This is a genomic window from Candidatus Nitrosotenuis chungbukensis (assembly GCF_000685395.1).
In the GTDB taxonomy this organism is placed as follows: Archaea; Thermoproteota; Nitrososphaeria; order Nitrososphaerales; family Nitrosopumilaceae; genus Nitrosotenuis; species Nitrosotenuis chungbukensis.
This window is the reverse complement of record NZ_AVSQ01000003.1, coordinates 80,285-95,892: the sequence shown is the minus strand read 5'-3', so window position 1 is coordinate 95,892 and position 15,608 is coordinate 80,285. Positions and strand designations below refer to the sequence as shown.

The window sequence follows — 15,608 nt, the reverse complement described above, 5'->3', positions numbered from 1 at the left end:
GTTGGAATTAATTGAAAATAAAAAGCATAAACTTGGAAAAACTAGAAAACGTCTTTCTAAGAATTTCAAAAAAGGACCACGCATACTGCACTATAATTTGCCAATCGTTTAGCCGTATGGTCAAAAAGGATGTTATTCAAATGATTTGGGCAAGATCTATTTTAGAATATTATCTGTCATTAAATTCTGTCAAGTTCGCCTGCATAATTCAAATTCCAAATGTATCGTATTTTGAAATCACTCTCATGAACAACTTTAAACCATAGTGTTTCATAGTACTCGCTAATGGGAAAAATTACCAAAGTCGGTGGACGAGGGACCTCAAAAAGACAAGTTGATTCTGAGGAAGCAAATTGGTCTGGAGAAAAATTCAAGGAATATCAAAAGAAAGTGAAGGAAAAGGCAGGAGACGAATACGTATCATCTGGTCGCGGAACCGGTAAAAGAAAGCTCAAAGATACGCCTGAAACAACAAAAACATCCACAAAAGGCCACTACGTGTCCATGGGAAGAGGAACAGGAAGAAGAAAACTAGACTAAACAGTTCTAGCGTATACTTATTCTTCTAATATTTTTGAAATTTTAATTTCTAATAATTTATTTATTTTTTCACCCGATACTTTTCCGCGGAGGGATTTCATTGCCATTCCCATTAGCATACTGCTTGAATGACTGCCTTGTTTTTTGATTATACTTAGATTGCTTTTTATCAGATCATCAAGGAATCGTCCCAGTTCATCTTCGTTCATGGAACTGGAATGTTTCTCAATAAACTCTTCAACTGACTTTGTCTTATCGGACATTATGGACTCGTAAATCATTTCAAGTGACTCTTTTGTGATCTTGCCCTCTGATAATAATTCAAAAGATCTGGCAATGTGCTCAGGTTTTAACAGTGTTGCATCAAGGCCACGTCGTTCCAGATTTGTTATCGTTGAGCACAAAATCGACGCTACAAAATTTGGATTGTTTGCCTTGTTAGTACAAATGGATTCAAACAAATCCAAATAATCCGAATCAAAAAGCTGCTCTGACAACTGTTTGTTGAGATTCCATTTTGTTTGGATTTCTGATATTGCGGAATCCCAAGGCTTTGGAATGTTGTTCTTTGCAAACTCTAACTCGCTATCACTAATCGTAATTGGCGGTATGTCGGTTTCTGGGTACATTCTGGACGCACCAGGCCTTGGCCTTAGGAACACAGTCTCGCCTGCAGGTGTGGCGGCACGGGTCTCTGCAGGAACCCCGTTCTTTGCACCCTTTATTCTGTTTATTACTGCGTCAATGGCAAACTCTATCTTGTCTTTAGAGCCGGCAATTATCAGAAATCCATCAGATTCGCCTGTCTCTAACATTTTTCTTAACTGCTCCACCTCTTCTTTCTCAATTCCGTAATTTGGCAACTCGTCAGAATGGAAGATTCCGCCGATTCCAAAAAACCTCACCTGTTGCCCGAGCTCTTTGCCGAGTCTTATTCCCTGATATGGCTCATAGCCGAACATTCCGGCAAAATTTTTGATTTTTAATGCCTTGATTATGGCTCCATCCTTTAGTGATTTTTGGATTACTTTGGATTTAGAGTTGCTAAAAAAGGATGTCACATCAAGCGTACCCTCCTTTGACAAATTATCAAACTGGATTTTCTTTAACTTTTCTGCTATCAACTGCAAGCCATGCTGCCTCCTTGCCTCATACATGATGACTGCTTCAAGCTGGTCTAGCTGTTGAACTCCCTTGACTTCTACAATGCCTCCCCCACTGACTGACACATTTACATCCTGTCTGATTGATCCTATTCCACGTGTAACTCGACGCGTAACACGCAACAGCCTGCCCAACGTGAGTGCTATTTTTTTTACATCTGAGGGGGTGCCTTCGACTGGATCTAGGGCGATTTCAACAAGAGGCGTTCCTAACCTATCCAGGGAATACTCCCGCACACTTTCTGTGTCCTTGAGAAGCTTTGCAGCGTCCTCCTCTAGGCAAATTGACTGGACGCCGATTTTTTTCTGCTCCACTTCTAGGTATCCTCCGTTTGCAACAAGCATTGTCCTTTGAAAGCCAGAAGTGTTGGAGCCGTCAATTACAATTTTTCTCATAACATGAATCTCGCTAAAAATATCTGAGTGTAGAGCAGAGGCAATTATTAGAGCGGTTGCCTTTGCATCACTGTCCAAATTGTGCGGCGGCTCATCATCGTATTCCACAAGGCAACTGCTTTGCGGATTTGCGTTGTATGATATGAGTTTTGATTTTGAAGATTCAAAGACTGCTGCGGGATCGTATTTCCCAAGCTCGCTTTTTGCGAGTCGAAGTCTTCGTAAAAACCTAACTGGATAATCCTCAGATTCAATTGGGCTGCAACTGCAAAACAATTTCTTGTTTGTTGCAAGCTGCTGGTGTATTTCCAAGCCAACCTTTAATCCAATTTTGTCAATTTGAATCTCTGACACGTTTTATTCTTCCCAAAGTTGCCTTAAATCTTATTCTGTGTATTCAGAAGCAATGTTTTCTGTCATCAGTCTGTCTATTTTTCCATCCTTGGCGTTTCCAAGTGCCCACATTGCTTTTACCAGCGCCGTTTCGGAAATCATGTCTGATAGCGGAGTTATTCCAAGGTGCAAAAGGTCCCTTCCGCTTTCATATATTGCCATGTTGATCCTGCCGTCATGACACTGTGATGTCATGCCGAGAAAAATTTGCCTCTCTTTTGCCTCTTTGATAACATCGTACATGTTTTTTCCTACATGGCCAAGGCCGGTTCCCTCAAAAATTATTGCCTTGTATCCATGATTGATCAAATCACGGACTAGGCTAGGATCATAGCCTGGATAGTATTTTACCAGCGCCGCACCAGTATCGACGTTTATTTTCGGCGCGTATTGTTTCTGTTTAAAATACTGGCTTTTGGCATTTTGAATTATCTCGTCTTGTTTAACTATGAATGCGGGAATTGCGCCTATTGTTTCAAATGCGTTTCTTTTGCTTGTGTGATTTTTTCTGACACGGGTCCCAAAGTGGCACGCAATATCGTCGTCGTTCTCACTATTGTGCATGGAAACAAAAACTCCGTTCGTGTTTGACTTTACAATAAATTTTGCAGCTGCAATCAAATTCGATGCGGCATCAGAAGACGGCCTGTCTGACGATCGCTGGGATCCAACTAGGACTATTGGAATTGGAAACCCCGCCAAGGCAAATGACAGAAATGCAGCAGTGTACTGCATCGTGTCTGTGCCATGAGCGACTATTACTCCCTTGTAGTCAGATTTAGAATAGGAGTCTAGTTTTTCCGCAGTCTTTTTCCAGTGTTCGGGAGTTAGATTCTCGGAATATTCAGAAAACAATACCTCTGCATCTACATTTGCTATATCATCAAGCTCGGGAACTATTGCATAAAGATCATGCGCGCTTAGTGCGGGGGTAACACTTCCCGTTCTATAGTCAACCTTGCTTGCAATTGTTCCGCCAGTTGAGAGAAGTAAAATCTTTGGCAGCTGGGGCTTGGATTTTGTTGCGGTTGGCTCCCTTGGCAGATTCGTATCAATGCTTGAGACGTATTCGATTTTTTTAATATTGCTTATTTCAAGTCCGACATTGTATCCGCTTTTGAATTTTACAACTATGTGCTGATCATCGCTGTGCTCGTACCGCGGCATTATTGTTGCAATATTGTCGGAATTTGTCGTGATTTTTACAGTGTCGCCTACCTTGATCCTGTTCTGCTTTAGAAATTCTAGGGATTTTCCCTCGTATCCTCTATAGTCTGACATTTACAGAAATTAGTTTTGTTGTTGTTTTAAGATTACCGATCTGGAGGCAAGAAAATCACCATACTTGTAAGATGGATGAAAATGCTGTTAATTACATAATAACCAACTTGCTAAATATGATAAATATACAAACTCCCATGTTTGAGCTAGGTAAAATGGAAGAAGGTCGTGCTAAAAATATGAACCTCTACCAGTCACCACGTAAAGCCGAAACTGGATTAGGTTCAGACATAGTACCGCAGGAACGGGAATTCACGCCTGTGGAGATCAAAAGCTCGGTCAAGGAAACAGGAAAATGCTATCGGACTTGTCCGATAGTCGTTCACCTGTAGTAGGGAACCGCTATCTTTTGGCCTATCTTTAGGTCCTTTTGAGTTCTTACCTTCTTTACTGCCTCTTCAAAGTGCTTCATGGTCACTCTTGCAGTGCTTACGCTCTTTTCCAGTTCTTCCTTGGTTGGGTGTTTGTCAAGATACTCGTGTATGACTATGGAAACGGCCGTGTTTGCTATTGCCGCAACATCTGCGCCGCTCATGCCGTCCGTAAGATCTGCAATCTTGTCCAAATTGACATAGTCAAGATCGTTTTTGTCTCTGACTGCTGGAATTTCCTTTGAATTGATCTCAAGAATTTGCCTTCTGCTTTCCTTGTCTGGGAGCGGTATCTGGATTATTTTGTCAAATCTTCCCGGCCTTAGTAGGGCAGGATCGATCATGTCTGCTCTGTTGGTTGCAGCCAAAACTATTACCCCGTGCAAGTTCTCCATTCCGTCCAATTCTGTCAGTAACTGGCTTACTACTCTCTCAGTTACTGCAGTCTCCCCACCTGCGCCTCTGATTGGTGCAATGGAGTCTACCTCGTCGAAAAATATTACACATGGTGATGCCTGCCTTGCTCGTCGGAAGATCTCTCTTATTCCTCGCTCTGACTCTCCAACCCATTTTGATAACAATTCAGGGCCTCTTACAGAAACAAAATTTGCCTCGCTTTCGGTAGCCACTGCCTTTGCCAGCAAAGTCTTGCCAACGCCGCTTGCTCCGTGGAGCAAAATTCCGCGTGGCATTTTATGGCCTAGTCTCTCGTATAATCCAGGATACTTCATTGGCCACTCTACTGCCTCTTGGAGCTGCTGCTTTACTTCTTTTAGTCCTCCGATGTCGTCCCACTTGACATCTGGATTTTCTATGAATACCTCACGCATGCCTGATGGCGTGACTTCGATCAGCGCCTTTTGGAAATCCTCATTGTTTACTATAAGCTTGTCAAGTGTCTCTGGCGGAACTTTTTCATCCTCCAAATTTAGCTCAGGAAGTAGTCTTCTAAGACATTTCATTGCCGCTTCTTTGCACAAGTATTCCAAATCAGCTCCAACATAGCCGTGGCTTACTGCAGCAATCTTGTCCACGTCAACATAATTTAGATCATTTTCTTCTGTGACTAGTGGCATGTTTCTTGTATGAATATTTAGAATGTCTTTTCTTCCCTTCTTGTCTGGCACTTTGATCTCGATTTCCCTATCGAATCTTCCTGGTCTTCTTAGTGCAGGATCAATTGCATTTGGCCTGTTTGTTGCGGCAATGACAATTACCTTGCCCCTTGCCTCAAGACCATCCATGAGTGAAAGCATTTGTGAAACTACTCTTCGCTCTACCTCTCCTGTGACCTCTTCTCTTTTTGGAGCAATCGAATCGATTTCATCTACGAAAATTATTGATGGCGCCTTTTCTCTTGCCTCTTTGAAAATCTCTCTTAGTCTTGCCTCGCTTTCACCGTAAAACTTGCTCATTATCTCCGGTCCGGATATGCTGATGAAATGAGCATTGCTCTCGTTGGCCACTGCCTTTGCAAGCAGCGTCTTACCGGTACCTGGAGGACCATACAATAGGACACCCTTTGGTGCCTCAACTCCAAGTTTTTCAAAAATTTCAGGATGTCTTAACGGCAGCTCGATCATCTCTCTTACTTTTTTAATCTCATCAGTAAGGCCGCCAATGTCCTCATAGGTTACTTGGGGTACGCCTCGTAGCGTCTCGCCTTTTTCTGCAATGTGGAAAACAGTTTTCTGTGTAACAAGTACCGCATCAGCTGCTGGGGTTACACCGATTACCTGAAATGTTAAACGACCTCCAAAATACGGAACCATTACGTTGTCTCCTTTGATCAGTGGAACGCTTTCCAAGGCATCTGCAAGGTAGCGTTCGTCTATTGGAGGAATTGCCTCTAGTGGAGCAACTACTACTTTTTCTGCTGCAACTGCTTTGATTTTTCTTACAGTTATGGTATCGCCAATTGCGATTCCTGCATTGTTTCTGCCAAGACCATCTATTCTGATGATTCCCTTTCCCTCGTCTGATGGGTATAGCGGAAGGCATTTTGCAACAGTTCTTCGCTTGCCCTTGATCTCAATTACGTCGCCTGTGGATGCGTTTAGTGTATCCATGGAATCATAATCGATTCTGGCCACGCCGCGACCAACGTCTCTTGTGTATGCCTCTAATACCTTGAGAGAAAGGGCGCTTTGGCTCATAGCATTAAAACCGAAGCGTATTTTTTATATCTTTGTCGCATGACGGGTCCATCAAAACAAAGCTTAAAATCATAATGCCTAGGAACCAACGAAATGGGTAAGCGACCACTAGTTAGGAGACGTGGACGGGGAGGCATGCAGTTTAGGGCAGCCGTTACTGGTAAGCTTGCACCAGCAAAATACCCAAGCTTCGATCTGGCCGAAGATCGCAAAGGAGAGGTAATTGATCTTGTCCATGAAAGAGGCAGAGATGCACCTTTGGCAAAGGTCAGATTTGAAAACGGTTCTGTTTCTATGATTCCAGCGGTTTTGGGAACCAAAATAGGTTCTACTATGAGATTTTCTCTTAATGCGGAAATTGTAAACGGTAATGTAATTAGCATACAAAACATTCCTGACGGCACAACCGTATGCAATGTAGAAAAGCACTATGGAGATGGGGGCGCCATTGCAAAAACAGCAGGAAACTCGGCCACAGTGTTTTCTCACACCACAGATGGAGTCATGCTAAAACTTCCTTCAGGTAATTTTGTCATCTTAAATCCAAAAAACAGGGCCATGATTGGCGTGCTTGCCGGCGGCGGTACATCAGAAAGGCCATTCTTAAACGCAGGCAACAAGTGGCGCAGATATAGATCAAAAGGACGCAAATACCCAATAGTCAGAGGTGTTGCACAAGCAGCATACGTCCATCCGCACGGTGGTGGAAGACACCAGCACGTGGGACAAAGCTCGACTGTTGCAAGGGACACGCCGCCTGGAGCTAAAGTGGGTAGCATTGCTGCACGAAAGACTGGAAGATCTAAGGTAGCAAAGAAGATCAAAATACAGGGCAGAACATAAAAATTCTGTTTTTTCTCAAACCCTAAAATTGATTAATACCAAGACAAGATTCTTTTCACATGACAAAGCAGAGGCTACACCTTTTCATTAGCGGTAAGGTACAAGGTGTATTTTTTCGCCAAGCAATGAAGGTAGCAGCAAAGAAGAATCATGTTTTTGGCTGGGTCAAGAATCTAAAGGACGCAAGAGTAGAGGCCGTGCTGGAGGGCGATGACGTCAATGTTGGCAATGTTGTGGAGTGGTGTCATGCAGGACCTGCAAATGCACGCGTGGATGACGTTGAAATAAGAAATGAAAAATACAAAAACGAGTTTACAAAATTCGATGTTCTCTACTAGCGGATTGTATTGTACGCATCCTGTATCAGTTTTTTGATTTCGTCCAAACTATCGCCAGTTCTCAGTGTGATGATTTTCTGTGGCTCCTTTCTGTCGCGTTGAATCTTTATGGTGACGTCTTCCAGTCCAGGCTCCAAGTCTGCAAACCATCTAAAGGATAGCGACTTGCCAAAAACTACCCTGTGGGCGCGCACGTCTTCTACCACATTATTCCCCAAAGCAACGCAGTACTCTCTGAGGGAATCAAAGGTAGGCAGTATGGATGGCTTGATTTGAGTCTTGAAACTTTCATACGTTCTTTTCTGCCCCTGAAAAAACATGTCCATAAACCGTCATGCGTGACGATGCTATATAATTTGAAAAGTGGTAGTAGACCCGCTGGTTCCAGTCTAGACAGATAGTCCCATCTCAAGACGCACAAGATCCGCCACGTTGACGAAGTAGCGTGGGTACTTTGCCTTAGGATTGCTCCCTCCCGGACCTCATCCATTTCGGCAATTCGATCTTGGGAACTATCCCTTCGGACAGTCCCAGGCCTGCATCCACCCGCTTCGGCGTGATTTCATTTCAGTACATCAAGCAGGATTTATCCACCTAGAGATTTATCCAGCAGTTACTGACCTCTGCATAGAGCCGGTTTCAGAATAGGGCACGGCTAGCGCCCCGATCCTACCTACTACCACAATCACTAGAACACAATGTTATATTTGCGTTAAGCTAATCCTTCAGACTGACAATCATCTTGCACACGGAGCAAATCCTGCCAGTGCATTCGTTTCCGCAGTTGAGGCACGATACCTTTTGCTTGTAGTTAGAATCGCCCACTATTTGCGAGAGTTTCAGAACCGATTTGTACATGTTATTTTTTATGCCGCTGTGAGAGTTTTCCAGCTTGTTGAGAAACTCCCTGATTTCTGTTCGTATCCCCTCGTTCATGTGGGGGCACGGCTCTGTCTGGAAAGGGAGGTTGTTTGTAAACGCATAAAACACAATTTCGGATTCGTAAATTTCGCAAAACGGCTTTATTTTTCGAATTGAATTATCTGAAGTATCGGGATCCATCCACCCAATTTTGTTAGTGTCTCCAGAAAGGGTGTTTATCACAAATGTCTGTAACGTATCGTCCAGATTGTGGCCAGTTGCTATTGCATCTGCGCCAATGTCCTTTGTCGCATGATCCATCGACCTTCTTCTAAACGTGCCGCAAATAGTACACGATGATATTTTTTCCTCGTCGCGCAATTTCAGCGATTCATCAAGCGTAAGATCAAACAGATCCTTGTATGTATACACAGAATGCTCTACTCCAAGGTCTCTGCAGAACTTTCTTACAATCTCTAGGGCCTCCTCCCTGTAGCCCGGTATTCCCTCGTCAATTGTAACGGCGTGAATTCTAAAATTGTGATTTTTTGCCATTTTTGATAACACGTGTAATAATGCAAGGGAGTCTTTTCCTCCAGATACGGCAACGCAGACAAGTTCGCCGTTTTGTATCATGTTGTATTTTGAGATTGTCTTTGCAGCCTTTCTCAGAATGGAATTTGAAAAACACTCCGAGCAAAGATTCTCCCCGGAATATTTTCTGGAGTATACTGCTGCGTTTTCACATCTGTCGCATTTCACAGTTTTAGTTTTGGTAACCTAAATTTAACGATAATCAACGGCTAGATGGTAAACCAGCCTGATTTTATATACGACAAGGCAATGTTGAGGCCAAACAATGCAAACGTGAACGCATAGATTGCCCACATAGTCCTGTTTACCATCAAATCAGACATCTTTTTGTCTATTATGCTGTGGATGAATTTTCCTCCATCAAGTATTGGAAGCGGCAACATGTTTATGATTCCGATGAAAAACGAAATCATCCACAACCACAACAAAAACATGGAAACCTCTGGGCTCTTCCACTCGATGAAATCGTATACTGGCTTGTAGGCAAACGTGTTGTCACGTATTATTCCAATTAGTCCCTTCTTTGGATCGTCCGGTGACGGCGATATCACTATCTGGAACTGCATCTGTTTGCCGTCCCTGGTTGCGGTGACTGTGGCAGTATCGCCCGGTTCTAATGCAACTTTTGTAAAGTCAAATGGCGTAACTATGGGAACATCATTAATCTTGGTGATGACATCGTTTGCCATCAGTCCTGCGCTTTCTGCACCAGTTCCTGGCATTATGGACAGCACTGTGACGCCTTGAGGCGATTCGTAAAATGCCCCCCTGATCGGCTCTGGCACTATGATTGCAAAAAACGGATTCGTAAGCAAGACTGCTCCCAATATCAAGGCAAAAATTACGTTTGCTGTTGCGCCTGCGCCTATGACTCTCAACTTTGATATCTTTTTTGCCTTGTTAAACTCCTCGTCGTCTGGTTCGACAAATCCGGCAAACATTGCAATAAAGATAGCAAAACCGCCAGTCTTGATTCTAATTTTTTCTAGCGTAGCTACGATTCCGTGTGCGCCTTCGTGGATTACAAGTACGATTGGTATTGAAAGAAGAAAATACAGTATTGATGGACCTGATGTAAGAGTTACCCCTGGTATCAGAACGGTAAGCTGGGAAAATTCAGCAGGCGTGTTAAAGTATTTTACAATATTGTCCAGAAGGAACCAAAAGGCAAATCCCATCATGATGAATCCAGCGACAACGCTTACGTCTGCAAATACGCGAATGCCCCTTCTCGTCCTGCCTAGCATCCTGGTTAGGACTGCCTGAACTTGGGTGTTTTTGTAGGTCAGACTGTACGGTTTCATCTCAAAGCCATGTTTTTCCAGCTTTAGTCCTTTAGCTGCAAGAAATATTGCCCCCCATGCTATTAGAACATAAATTATAGCGTTTTGCGACAGAAAATCAAAGTTCAAATTAATTGCTACTTTTTTTAATCACGGACATTTATCGTTTGCTATGGAAAAACCAATAATGATAGTCTCCACGTACCCAAACAAAAAATCAATATCCAAAATAGCAAACAATCTGGTGAAAGAAAAACTCGTAGCGTGCGTAAACATGACAAAAATCTCTTCAGTTTATAGCTGGCAGGGAAAAATCGAAAACGCAGATGAATTCTTGGCAATCTTCAAGACAACGCAAAAAAACAAGGCCAAAGTAAAAAACCAAATCAAAATCACGCATCCATACAAGGTGCCTGAAATAGCTGAAATACAGGTCAATTCGATAAACAAGCCGTACCTTGCTTGGCTGGTCGAATCTACACTTTAAGATTCCACTGAAAACCTGAGCAGGGAAACTATTCCGCCAAGCCCGGAAACCTGCATGCCAATATCTGTGCTCGAGTCCAGGGCATACACTTTGACCCCCTTTGCCTCTGCCTCGTTTAGGAACTCGATTACTTTTTCCTCGTCGTGAGTTTGGATGATCCTTTCTGAAAAAACCAGAGAGTCTATTGCGCCGTACTGGTTTGCCTTTTGCGTCTCTTCAAACCCCATTGTGAATTTTTTGCTTTTATGCTGGGCTTTGATCATTATTTCCTCTAGGATCGAGGTAACTTTTGCAAGCTTGCTCTGTCCCATGATCTGCTGCATGGCTTTTGATTTTATGAATATGTAAACTCCGTCCTCTCCGCCAGAATCAATGCCCTCTACGATCTCTATCTTGTGTTTTTTACTCAGGGGGGTTTTTTGCAAGTAATTGCTGAACTGCTTTTTGGTTTCACCTGGTCCAAAGATTACTATGATATCGTTATCTCTTAATGTGGTCTCTAGCATCTTTGTGACATTTTCAAAAAATCCCTCGATGTTGAAACTTGATTTGTATTGCTTTCCACTAGAACCAGAGTACAAATTCTGCATCAATTCCAGATGTGTTCCCTTTAGCTTCCCAATGCCGCAATCTCCCTTGTCAATTGCGACTAGGACAAAACCAAAACCGTCTTCTTTACTTTTGAGCAATTTCAACTCAATGGGGAGCCATTTCTTTTTTGTCACGTTAAACGAGTCGCCAATTTTTATCAGAACTGAATGGTGTGATCCCTTTGAGACTGCCTCGTTACTTGATTCCATTATCGTACCATGAACTCGTAGTCTGTCAAACACAGAATCAAGCGCTATTTTTTCAACCTCAAGCGATATACGTATTTTTATCCGCTCTCCTCTGTCTGGCCTGGAGAAATCCTTGTCCTGCTTGATTACGCGAGTAGTGTCTGATACCATCGTGTCGCCTTTTCTTATTATTCTCCGAAGAGTAAGCAAGTCGTCTGGCTCTTCAACTATGAAAGAAATCGAAAAATCATCAATAATTTTTGTAATCATCAGAATCGTCAGTGTTTACAAAATTACATGGTGCTGTTTTCTAGATTCTTTTTCTTAAGATAACTGTCGACCCATTCTGGAGTTATGACTCCGCCCTCGGCCAAATTTACTAGGGAGTTTGGCGATGCTTCTCCGACTACTTTGCCGCCCTTTCTTCTGAGCTGTCTCCATTTCAGCGTGGTGTTGCCGCTTTTTGAATTGTAAATGATTCCAAGAACGTCTCGTGCGTTGACAAATGTAATGTCGCGCACTTTCTTTAATGTGACCTTGTCTGCAGCCTCTACGTATATTGAGCCAAGTGATTCCTCGCGCTCAGGAAAAACCTCCACGTCCTCGATATAGCTGCGAGGAATGTAAGAACTACACGTGCTTGCGATGATAAATCTCCTAAAGCTTTCCAATGAGGCTGGAACATCGATTGCGACCATTTTTTAATACTTTATCCTTGCCTTTTATCAAGCTTAGTGAATTATTAGGGATTCTTGTTCGGAATGTTAAAAATCCATTAAATTTCAATGGTATGCGTAGGCGTTGATGATACCATCCCTTTGATCTTGATGATATAGATCTTGAGTTCTGAGCCTGCGTTTGCAAAATTTATTTCCACACAAACCGTCACACAAGCATGAAGTCGCTAACAGAGTACCTTACGTTTAACACAAAAACCAGAGTTGCCTTTGTAAACCTGACACCGCAAGTACGGCAGATAGTAAAGAAAAGCGCAATAAAGGAAGGTCTCTGTCTCGTTAATGCAATGCACATTTCTGCAAGCGTTTTCATAAACGACAACGAGTCTGGTCTGCACAAAGACTATGCGCGATGGCTTGAAAAATTAGCCCCGCACGAACCTATAGATCAATACGATCATAACAAAACCGGTGAGGACAATGCGGACGCACACCTAAAAAGACAAATCATGGGGCGAGAGGTTGTAGTTGCCATAACAAATGGTGAATTGGATTTTGGCCCATGGGAGCAGATCTTCTATGGAGAATTTGACGGAATGCGACCAAAAAGAGTTTTAGTAAAAATACTCGGCGAATAAACTAACCGAAATCAACGTCTCTTTTCTGACTCTGGCTTTCATTTTTTCTTGCAGCCGATCTGAATTCCTCGTCATGATTCTGAGCTCCATGATTGCATTTAACGCAGCCAACCTTGAAACCGTTAGGATCTTTTTGAAAAGTTTGGCAGCCGCAAAAACATGTCATGATGTACTCATTACATACTACGATATAATTCTAGAGGCATTATCAAAAAGATCATGACGGAAAATATTGTATAATTGATACCATTCTTGTAGATTGACTCACGTGATATCAAAGCTTTACAAAAGCAGAATGTTATGATAGTTTCAAATATTTTCTAGTATGATTAAACATCTTTAATTTGTGGTAAGACATTCCTATATTATGTCAAATGAAGTCATGTTTACCATAATAAGCAAAGGACAAATAGTGATACCAGACAAGGTAAGAAAAAAACTTGACATAAAAGATGGGAATGTATTTACGATAATAGAAAAAAAAGGTCTGATCGTGTTAAAAAAACTAAGCCAACAACTGAGTCAAGACGATATTAAGACACTAAAATCAATCCATGATGCTTGGAAGGAAATAGAAAGCGGCGAGGGGGGAAAATCCAAGATATCCAAATTCTTTATGGAATTTGCTAAATTCTGACACCCCTTTAGAGTTGAGAGCGTGGGCTTTCTTACCTAACTTTTGTAATAGCTATGATTTGTGGTGTTTTTGTCCACATGTAATAGATAGAGCTTTTTCACTCGTCATTTAGAATCTATCTCTTCTGTCTGTTATGGCTGATCTTGCTGAATAGTTCTTTTGGTGATATGACTTCTAGATAGCGATTGGCTTTCTTTAATTCTTTATCATGTGTCACAAAATATTGCGCGCCTTCTGCAAGTCCAGCAGCAATTATTATAGAATCAGGCAATCTGAGACCTGTGTCTGCACGGATCTTTGCTGCCGCATCAGCTATCTCTAGGTCAAGATCTACAATTACAAAGCCCTTGTTAGAAATTAAATGAGCAAGTAATTCCTCCTTGCCTTTCATATCTCCTTGAGAATAATATCCCGTGCACAATTCTGCAATTGAGATTATAGATATGATTCCTTGTATGAGACCGTCCTCAACTGCATCCAATACCTGTAAAGAATATGTAGAATATGACTCGTTGACATTCTTGGCATTCAATATGATGTTAGTGTCAATCAGTGCGCTTATTGCCATTCTCTACGTATTCTCTTTTGGAACTTGACACTGTGTTCTTGCCATGGTTTCTGCCTGCGTAGAATTTCAGAGAACTTTTCACTTGAAGCCTTTCTTATTGTTGCCTGTCCGCCTTCAATAACAAAAATTACTCTGTCGCCCTCTTTTAGATTCAACTTTTCTCTAATCTCCTTTGGAATCGTAATCTGACCCTTAGTGGTGACGGAACCTACACTAATTTCTGACATTTCCTTACCCTATAGTAAGGATTTCCTTACTAATAAATATTACAAAATATGATTTGATATGTATACAATCCTACCTAAATCAATCAGTACAACATGTACCGCGTGGGATGGCGTGACCGTGTGGACACTTTCTTGGATGCTTTAGCATTGTGCATAACGCGTCAGTAAACTGCTGATTCATGTGGTGTTCAATCCCGCAGACCATTTCTTCGTCGATTTCCACTTTTAGTGCACTGTCCATTAATACCTCCAAAAGCCTGCTGTTTCGCATCATGCCAGAGCCAACCTGCTCTCCTGATTCTGTCAGTGAGACTCCTGCCTTGTTGTAGTTGACAAGATTCTGCCCGTTTAGCTTTTTTAGCATCTGAACTACGCTTGGCTGCCTCACGTTTAGCATCTTGGCTATCGTGCTGATTTTTACTGGCTCGTTTCTTTCCTTGATGTGCCATATTGCCTTGAGGTACATCTCCACATGTTCTGCCTCTGCGGTTCCAACAAACAATACCTCGTCGTCTACTGCGTCCATTATTCTACATCCTTTGCATCTCTTAACAAATATTCAAAGTATTCCCTTGCAAACCCTGCAAGCCCTGCATGATCTGCCCATATTGCAACTGCTTCAGTACTTTCAGACTCGTTTGCAAGCTGCCCAAACAGTATCACGACATACCGCTTGTCTGAGATTATGCCGCCTCCGAACAACCCTTTCTTTACCTTGATGCTGGCGACTCTTTTTAGGGCCTTTAATGACTCCTTGTCCATCTCACTTGACATCAAAATTGTAATAACCACGCCCTTGTCGTGGAGCTGCCTCAGCTTTGGAAGCGCCTGCTTTACCAGCTCCTCGTTTGCCTTTGGCAGCGCTATTAACACCTCATTTCTGCACATTTCTACCATTTCTAGTATCTTTGATGCGATGTTCATTATTCCAGATAATACCCATATGTCTGGCCTTTCGCTGACCCCGCTTTTCTCATACATTGGGACCAGTTCCCTTAGAACGATGTTTTCATTTTGCTTAAACTCTGATTCTGCCTTTTGTTTTGTCACCTCTAGTGCAGTTGCTGGGGATTTTGCGAAATATTTTGTCGGTCTTGAATCATCCGATCCAATCCATCCCTTTTCCTCTAGCGATCCTAGCACCTCGTATATTTTTGAATAAGGCACGCCTGACTTTTGACTCAGATCGGATGCTGTTAGCTCGCCTGTCTTGAGAAGTGACGAGTACGTCCTTATCTCATAACTTGTCAAGCCTATTTTCTCTAGTGACTTTTTTGTATTGTCAGATATGCTCATCCGATCTAGTCCTATTTTTTCAGTATTTAAACACCTAACGCCTGTATCTACTAAATCACACGGGGGCTAGTGTGAAATAC

18 protein-coding genes and 1 other RNA gene are annotated in these 15,608 nt (G+C 42.3%); 6 read left to right on the top strand and 13 right to left on the bottom strand.

The genetic code is table 11. From position 1 onward, the window contains the following. The first annotated feature begins 285 nt into the window (after positions 1-285). On the top strand, positions 286-540 hold the full coding sequence (locus NKMY2_RS01490; RefSeq protein ID WP_042683816.1) for a hypothetical protein: 255 nt from the start codon (positions 286-288) through the stop codon (positions 538-540). Between the two features lie 17 nt (positions 541-557). Here NKMY2_RS01490 and gatE read toward each other — a convergent pair whose 3' ends face one another. From gatE to NKMY2_RS01470, 3 genes are all read right to left on the bottom strand, one after another. Further along, positions 558-2,453, bottom strand: coding sequence for a Glu-tRNA(Gln) amidotransferase subunit GatE (gatE, locus tag NKMY2_RS01485; RefSeq protein ID WP_042683815.1), 1,896 nt, complete (start codon positions 2,451-2,453; stop codon positions 558-560). A gap of 30 nt (positions 2,454-2,483) precedes the next feature. Beyond that, positions 2,484-3,773 (bottom strand): Glu-tRNA(Gln) amidotransferase subunit GatD, encoded by a 1,290-nt coding sequence (gatD, locus tag NKMY2_RS01480; protein WP_042683814.1) that lies wholly within the window; start codon positions 3,771-3,773, stop codon positions 2,484-2,486. 322 nt (positions 3,774-4,095) lie between these two features. Further along, the gene (locus tag NKMY2_RS01470) at positions 4,096-6,300 is read right to left on the bottom strand and encodes a CDC48 family AAA ATPase (RefSeq protein WP_042683811.1); all 2,205 of its coding nucleotides are present in this window, start codon (positions 6,298-6,300) and stop codon (positions 4,096-4,098) included. A 93-nt stretch (positions 6,301-6,393) separates the two neighbouring features. Between NKMY2_RS01470 and NKMY2_RS01465 the strand changes: the two genes are divergently transcribed. Together NKMY2_RS01465 and NKMY2_RS01460 are read left to right on the top strand one after the other, a co-directional pair. Beyond that, positions 6,394-7,143 carry a 50S ribosomal protein L2 gene (locus NKMY2_RS01465; RefSeq protein WP_042683810.1) on the top strand — a complete coding sequence of 250 codons (750 nt, stop codon included), beginning with the start codon at positions 6,394-6,396 and terminating at the stop codon, positions 7,141-7,143. Positions 7,144-7,202: 59 nt separating this feature from the next. After that, positions 7,203-7,481, top strand: coding sequence for an acylphosphatase (locus tag NKMY2_RS01460; RefSeq protein WP_042683809.1), 279 nt, complete (start codon positions 7,203-7,205; stop codon positions 7,479-7,481). Here the strand turns inward: NKMY2_RS01460 and NKMY2_RS01455 are convergent. From NKMY2_RS01455 to NKMY2_RS01445, 4 genes are all read right to left on the bottom strand, one after another. Next, on the bottom strand, positions 7,478-7,807 hold the full coding sequence (locus NKMY2_RS01455; RefSeq protein WP_042683808.1) for a hypothetical protein: 330 nt from the start codon (positions 7,805-7,807) through the stop codon (positions 7,478-7,480). The genes NKMY2_RS01460 and NKMY2_RS01455 overlap by 4 nt on opposite strands. A gap of 41 nt (positions 7,808-7,848) precedes the next feature. Beyond that, positions 7,849-8,160, bottom strand: an RNA gene (gene ffs / locus NKMY2_RS10450) — signal recognition particle sRNA. Positions 8,161-8,198: 38 nt separating this feature from the next. Continuing rightward, positions 8,199-9,104, bottom strand: a complete 906-nt coding sequence (locus NKMY2_RS01450; protein WP_042683807.1) for a TIGR00269 family protein — start codon at positions 9,102-9,104, stop codon at positions 8,199-8,201. Positions 9,105-9,145: 41 nt separating this feature from the next. Further along, a complete protein-coding gene (locus NKMY2_RS01445) occupies positions 9,146-10,303 on the bottom strand; it encodes a site-2 protease family protein (RefSeq protein ID WP_042683889.1) in 1,158 nt (385 codons plus the stop codon). Positions 10,304-10,391: 88 nt separating this feature from the next. On the opposite strand from NKMY2_RS01445, the gene cutA reads away from it, so the two are divergent. After that, positions 10,392-10,706, top strand: a complete 315-nt coding sequence (cutA, locus tag NKMY2_RS01440; RefSeq protein ID WP_042683805.1) for a divalent-cation tolerance protein CutA — start codon at positions 10,392-10,394, stop codon at positions 10,704-10,706. On the opposite strand, the gene NKMY2_RS01435 is transcribed toward cutA, so the two are convergent. Both NKMY2_RS01435 and NKMY2_RS01430 read right to left on the bottom strand, forming a co-directional pair. Next, positions 10,703-11,755 carry a pelota family protein gene (locus tag NKMY2_RS01435; RefSeq protein WP_042683804.1) on the bottom strand — a complete coding sequence of 351 codons (1,053 nt, stop codon included), beginning with the start codon at positions 11,753-11,755 and terminating at the stop codon, positions 10,703-10,705. The genes cutA and NKMY2_RS01435 overlap by 4 nt on opposite strands. A 23-nt stretch (positions 11,756-11,778) precedes the next feature. Continuing rightward, the gene (locus tag NKMY2_RS01430) at positions 11,779-12,183 is read right to left on the bottom strand and encodes a hypothetical protein (protein ID WP_042683803.1); all 405 of its coding nucleotides are present in this window, start codon (positions 12,181-12,183) and stop codon (positions 11,779-11,781) included. 197 nt (positions 12,184-12,380) lie between these two features. Here NKMY2_RS01430 and NKMY2_RS01425 point away from each other — a divergent pair, with 197 nt between their 5' ends. Beyond that, positions 12,381-12,800: a secondary thiamine-phosphate synthase enzyme YjbQ gene (locus tag NKMY2_RS01425; protein ID WP_042683802.1), complete on the top strand. Its 420-nt coding sequence runs from the start codon at positions 12,381-12,383 to the stop codon at positions 12,798-12,800. Positions 12,801-13,167: 367 nt separating this feature from the next. Further along, the gene (locus NKMY2_RS01420) at positions 13,168-13,437 is read left to right on the top strand and encodes an AbrB/MazE/SpoVT family DNA-binding domain-containing protein (RefSeq protein ID WP_042683801.1); all 270 of its coding nucleotides are present in this window, start codon (positions 13,168-13,170) and stop codon (positions 13,435-13,437) included. A 115-nt stretch (positions 13,438-13,552) separates the two neighbouring features. Here the strand turns inward: NKMY2_RS01420 and NKMY2_RS01415 are convergent, their stop codons facing one another. The 4 genes from NKMY2_RS01415 to NKMY2_RS01400 all read right to left on the bottom strand — a co-directional run bounded on the left by NKMY2_RS01415 (position 13,553) and on the right by NKMY2_RS01400 (position 15,528). Then, positions 13,553-14,005: a type II toxin-antitoxin system VapC family toxin gene (locus NKMY2_RS01415; RefSeq protein ID WP_042683800.1), complete on the bottom strand. Its 453-nt coding sequence runs from the start codon at positions 14,003-14,005 to the stop codon at positions 13,553-13,555. Continuing rightward, a complete protein-coding gene (locus NKMY2_RS01410) occupies positions 13,996-14,232 on the bottom strand; it encodes an AbrB/MazE/SpoVT family DNA-binding domain-containing protein (protein WP_052347447.1) in 237 nt (78 codons plus the stop codon). The genes NKMY2_RS01415 and NKMY2_RS01410 overlap by 10 nt, the downstream gene beginning before the upstream one ends. A gap of 79 nt (positions 14,233-14,311) precedes the next feature. Next, complete coding sequence (locus NKMY2_RS01405; protein ID WP_042683798.1) at positions 14,312-14,758, bottom strand: metal-dependent transcriptional regulator; 447 nt, start codon at positions 14,756-14,758, stop codon at positions 14,312-14,314. After that, on the bottom strand, positions 14,758-15,528 hold the full coding sequence (locus NKMY2_RS01400; RefSeq protein ID WP_042683797.1) for a TrmB family transcriptional regulator: 771 nt from the start codon (positions 15,526-15,528) through the stop codon (positions 14,758-14,760). The genes NKMY2_RS01405 and NKMY2_RS01400 overlap by 1 nt, the downstream gene beginning before the upstream one ends. Positions 15,529-15,608 lie beyond the last annotated feature (80 nt).

What these genes read in the sequence shown, in the direction of transcription:
- NKMY2_RS01490 (WP_042683816.1), top strand. Translation starts at nt 286, where the DNA reads ATGGGAAAAATTACCAAAGTCGGTGGACGAGGGACCTCAAAAAGACAA.
- gatD (WP_042683814.1), bottom strand. Translation starts at nt 3,773, where the DNA reads ATGTCAGACTATAGAGGATACGAGGGAAAATCCCTAGAATTTCTAAAG.
- NKMY2_RS01470 (WP_042683811.1), bottom strand. Translation starts at nt 6,300, where the DNA reads ATGAGCCAAAGCGCCCTTTCTCTCAAGGTATTAGAGGCATACACAAGA.
- NKMY2_RS01465 (WP_042683810.1), top strand. Translation starts at nt 6,394, where the DNA reads ATGGGTAAGCGACCACTAGTTAGGAGACGTGGACGGGGAGGCATGCAG.
- NKMY2_RS01460 (WP_042683809.1), top strand. Translation starts at nt 7,203, where the DNA reads ATGACAAAGCAGAGGCTACACCTTTTCATTAGCGGTAAGGTACAAGGT.
- NKMY2_RS01455 (WP_042683808.1), bottom strand. Translation starts at nt 7,807, where the DNA reads ATGGACATGTTTTTTCAGGGGCAGAAAAGAACGTATGAAAGTTTCAAG.
- cutA (WP_042683805.1), top strand. Translation starts at nt 10,392, where the DNA reads ATGGAAAAACCAATAATGATAGTCTCCACGTACCCAAACAAAAAATCA.
- NKMY2_RS01435 (WP_042683804.1), bottom strand. Translation starts at nt 11,755, where the DNA reads ATGATTACAAAAATTATTGATGATTTTTCGATTTCTTTCATAGTTGAA.
- NKMY2_RS01430 (WP_042683803.1), bottom strand. Translation starts at nt 12,183, where the DNA reads ATGGTCGCAATCGATGTTCCAGCCTCATTGGAAAGCTTTAGGAGATTT.
- NKMY2_RS01425 (WP_042683802.1), top strand. Translation starts at nt 12,381, where the DNA reads ATGAAGTCGCTAACAGAGTACCTTACGTTTAACACAAAAACCAGAGTT.
- NKMY2_RS01420 (WP_042683801.1), top strand. Translation starts at nt 13,168, where the DNA reads ATGTCAAATGAAGTCATGTTTACCATAATAAGCAAAGGACAAATAGTG.
- NKMY2_RS01415 (WP_042683800.1), bottom strand. Translation starts at nt 14,005, where the DNA reads ATGGCAATAAGCGCACTGATTGACACTAACATCATATTGAATGCCAAG.
- NKMY2_RS01410 (WP_052347447.1), bottom strand. Translation starts at nt 14,232, where the DNA reads ATGTCAGAAATTAGTGTAGGTTCCGTCACCACTAAGGGTCAGATTACG.
- NKMY2_RS01405 (WP_042683798.1), bottom strand. Translation starts at nt 14,758, where the DNA reads ATGGACGCAGTAGACGACGAGGTATTGTTTGTTGGAACCGCAGAGGCA.
- NKMY2_RS01400 (WP_042683797.1), bottom strand. Translation starts at nt 15,528, where the DNA reads ATGAGCATATCTGACAATACAAAAAAGTCACTAGAGAAAATAGGCTTG.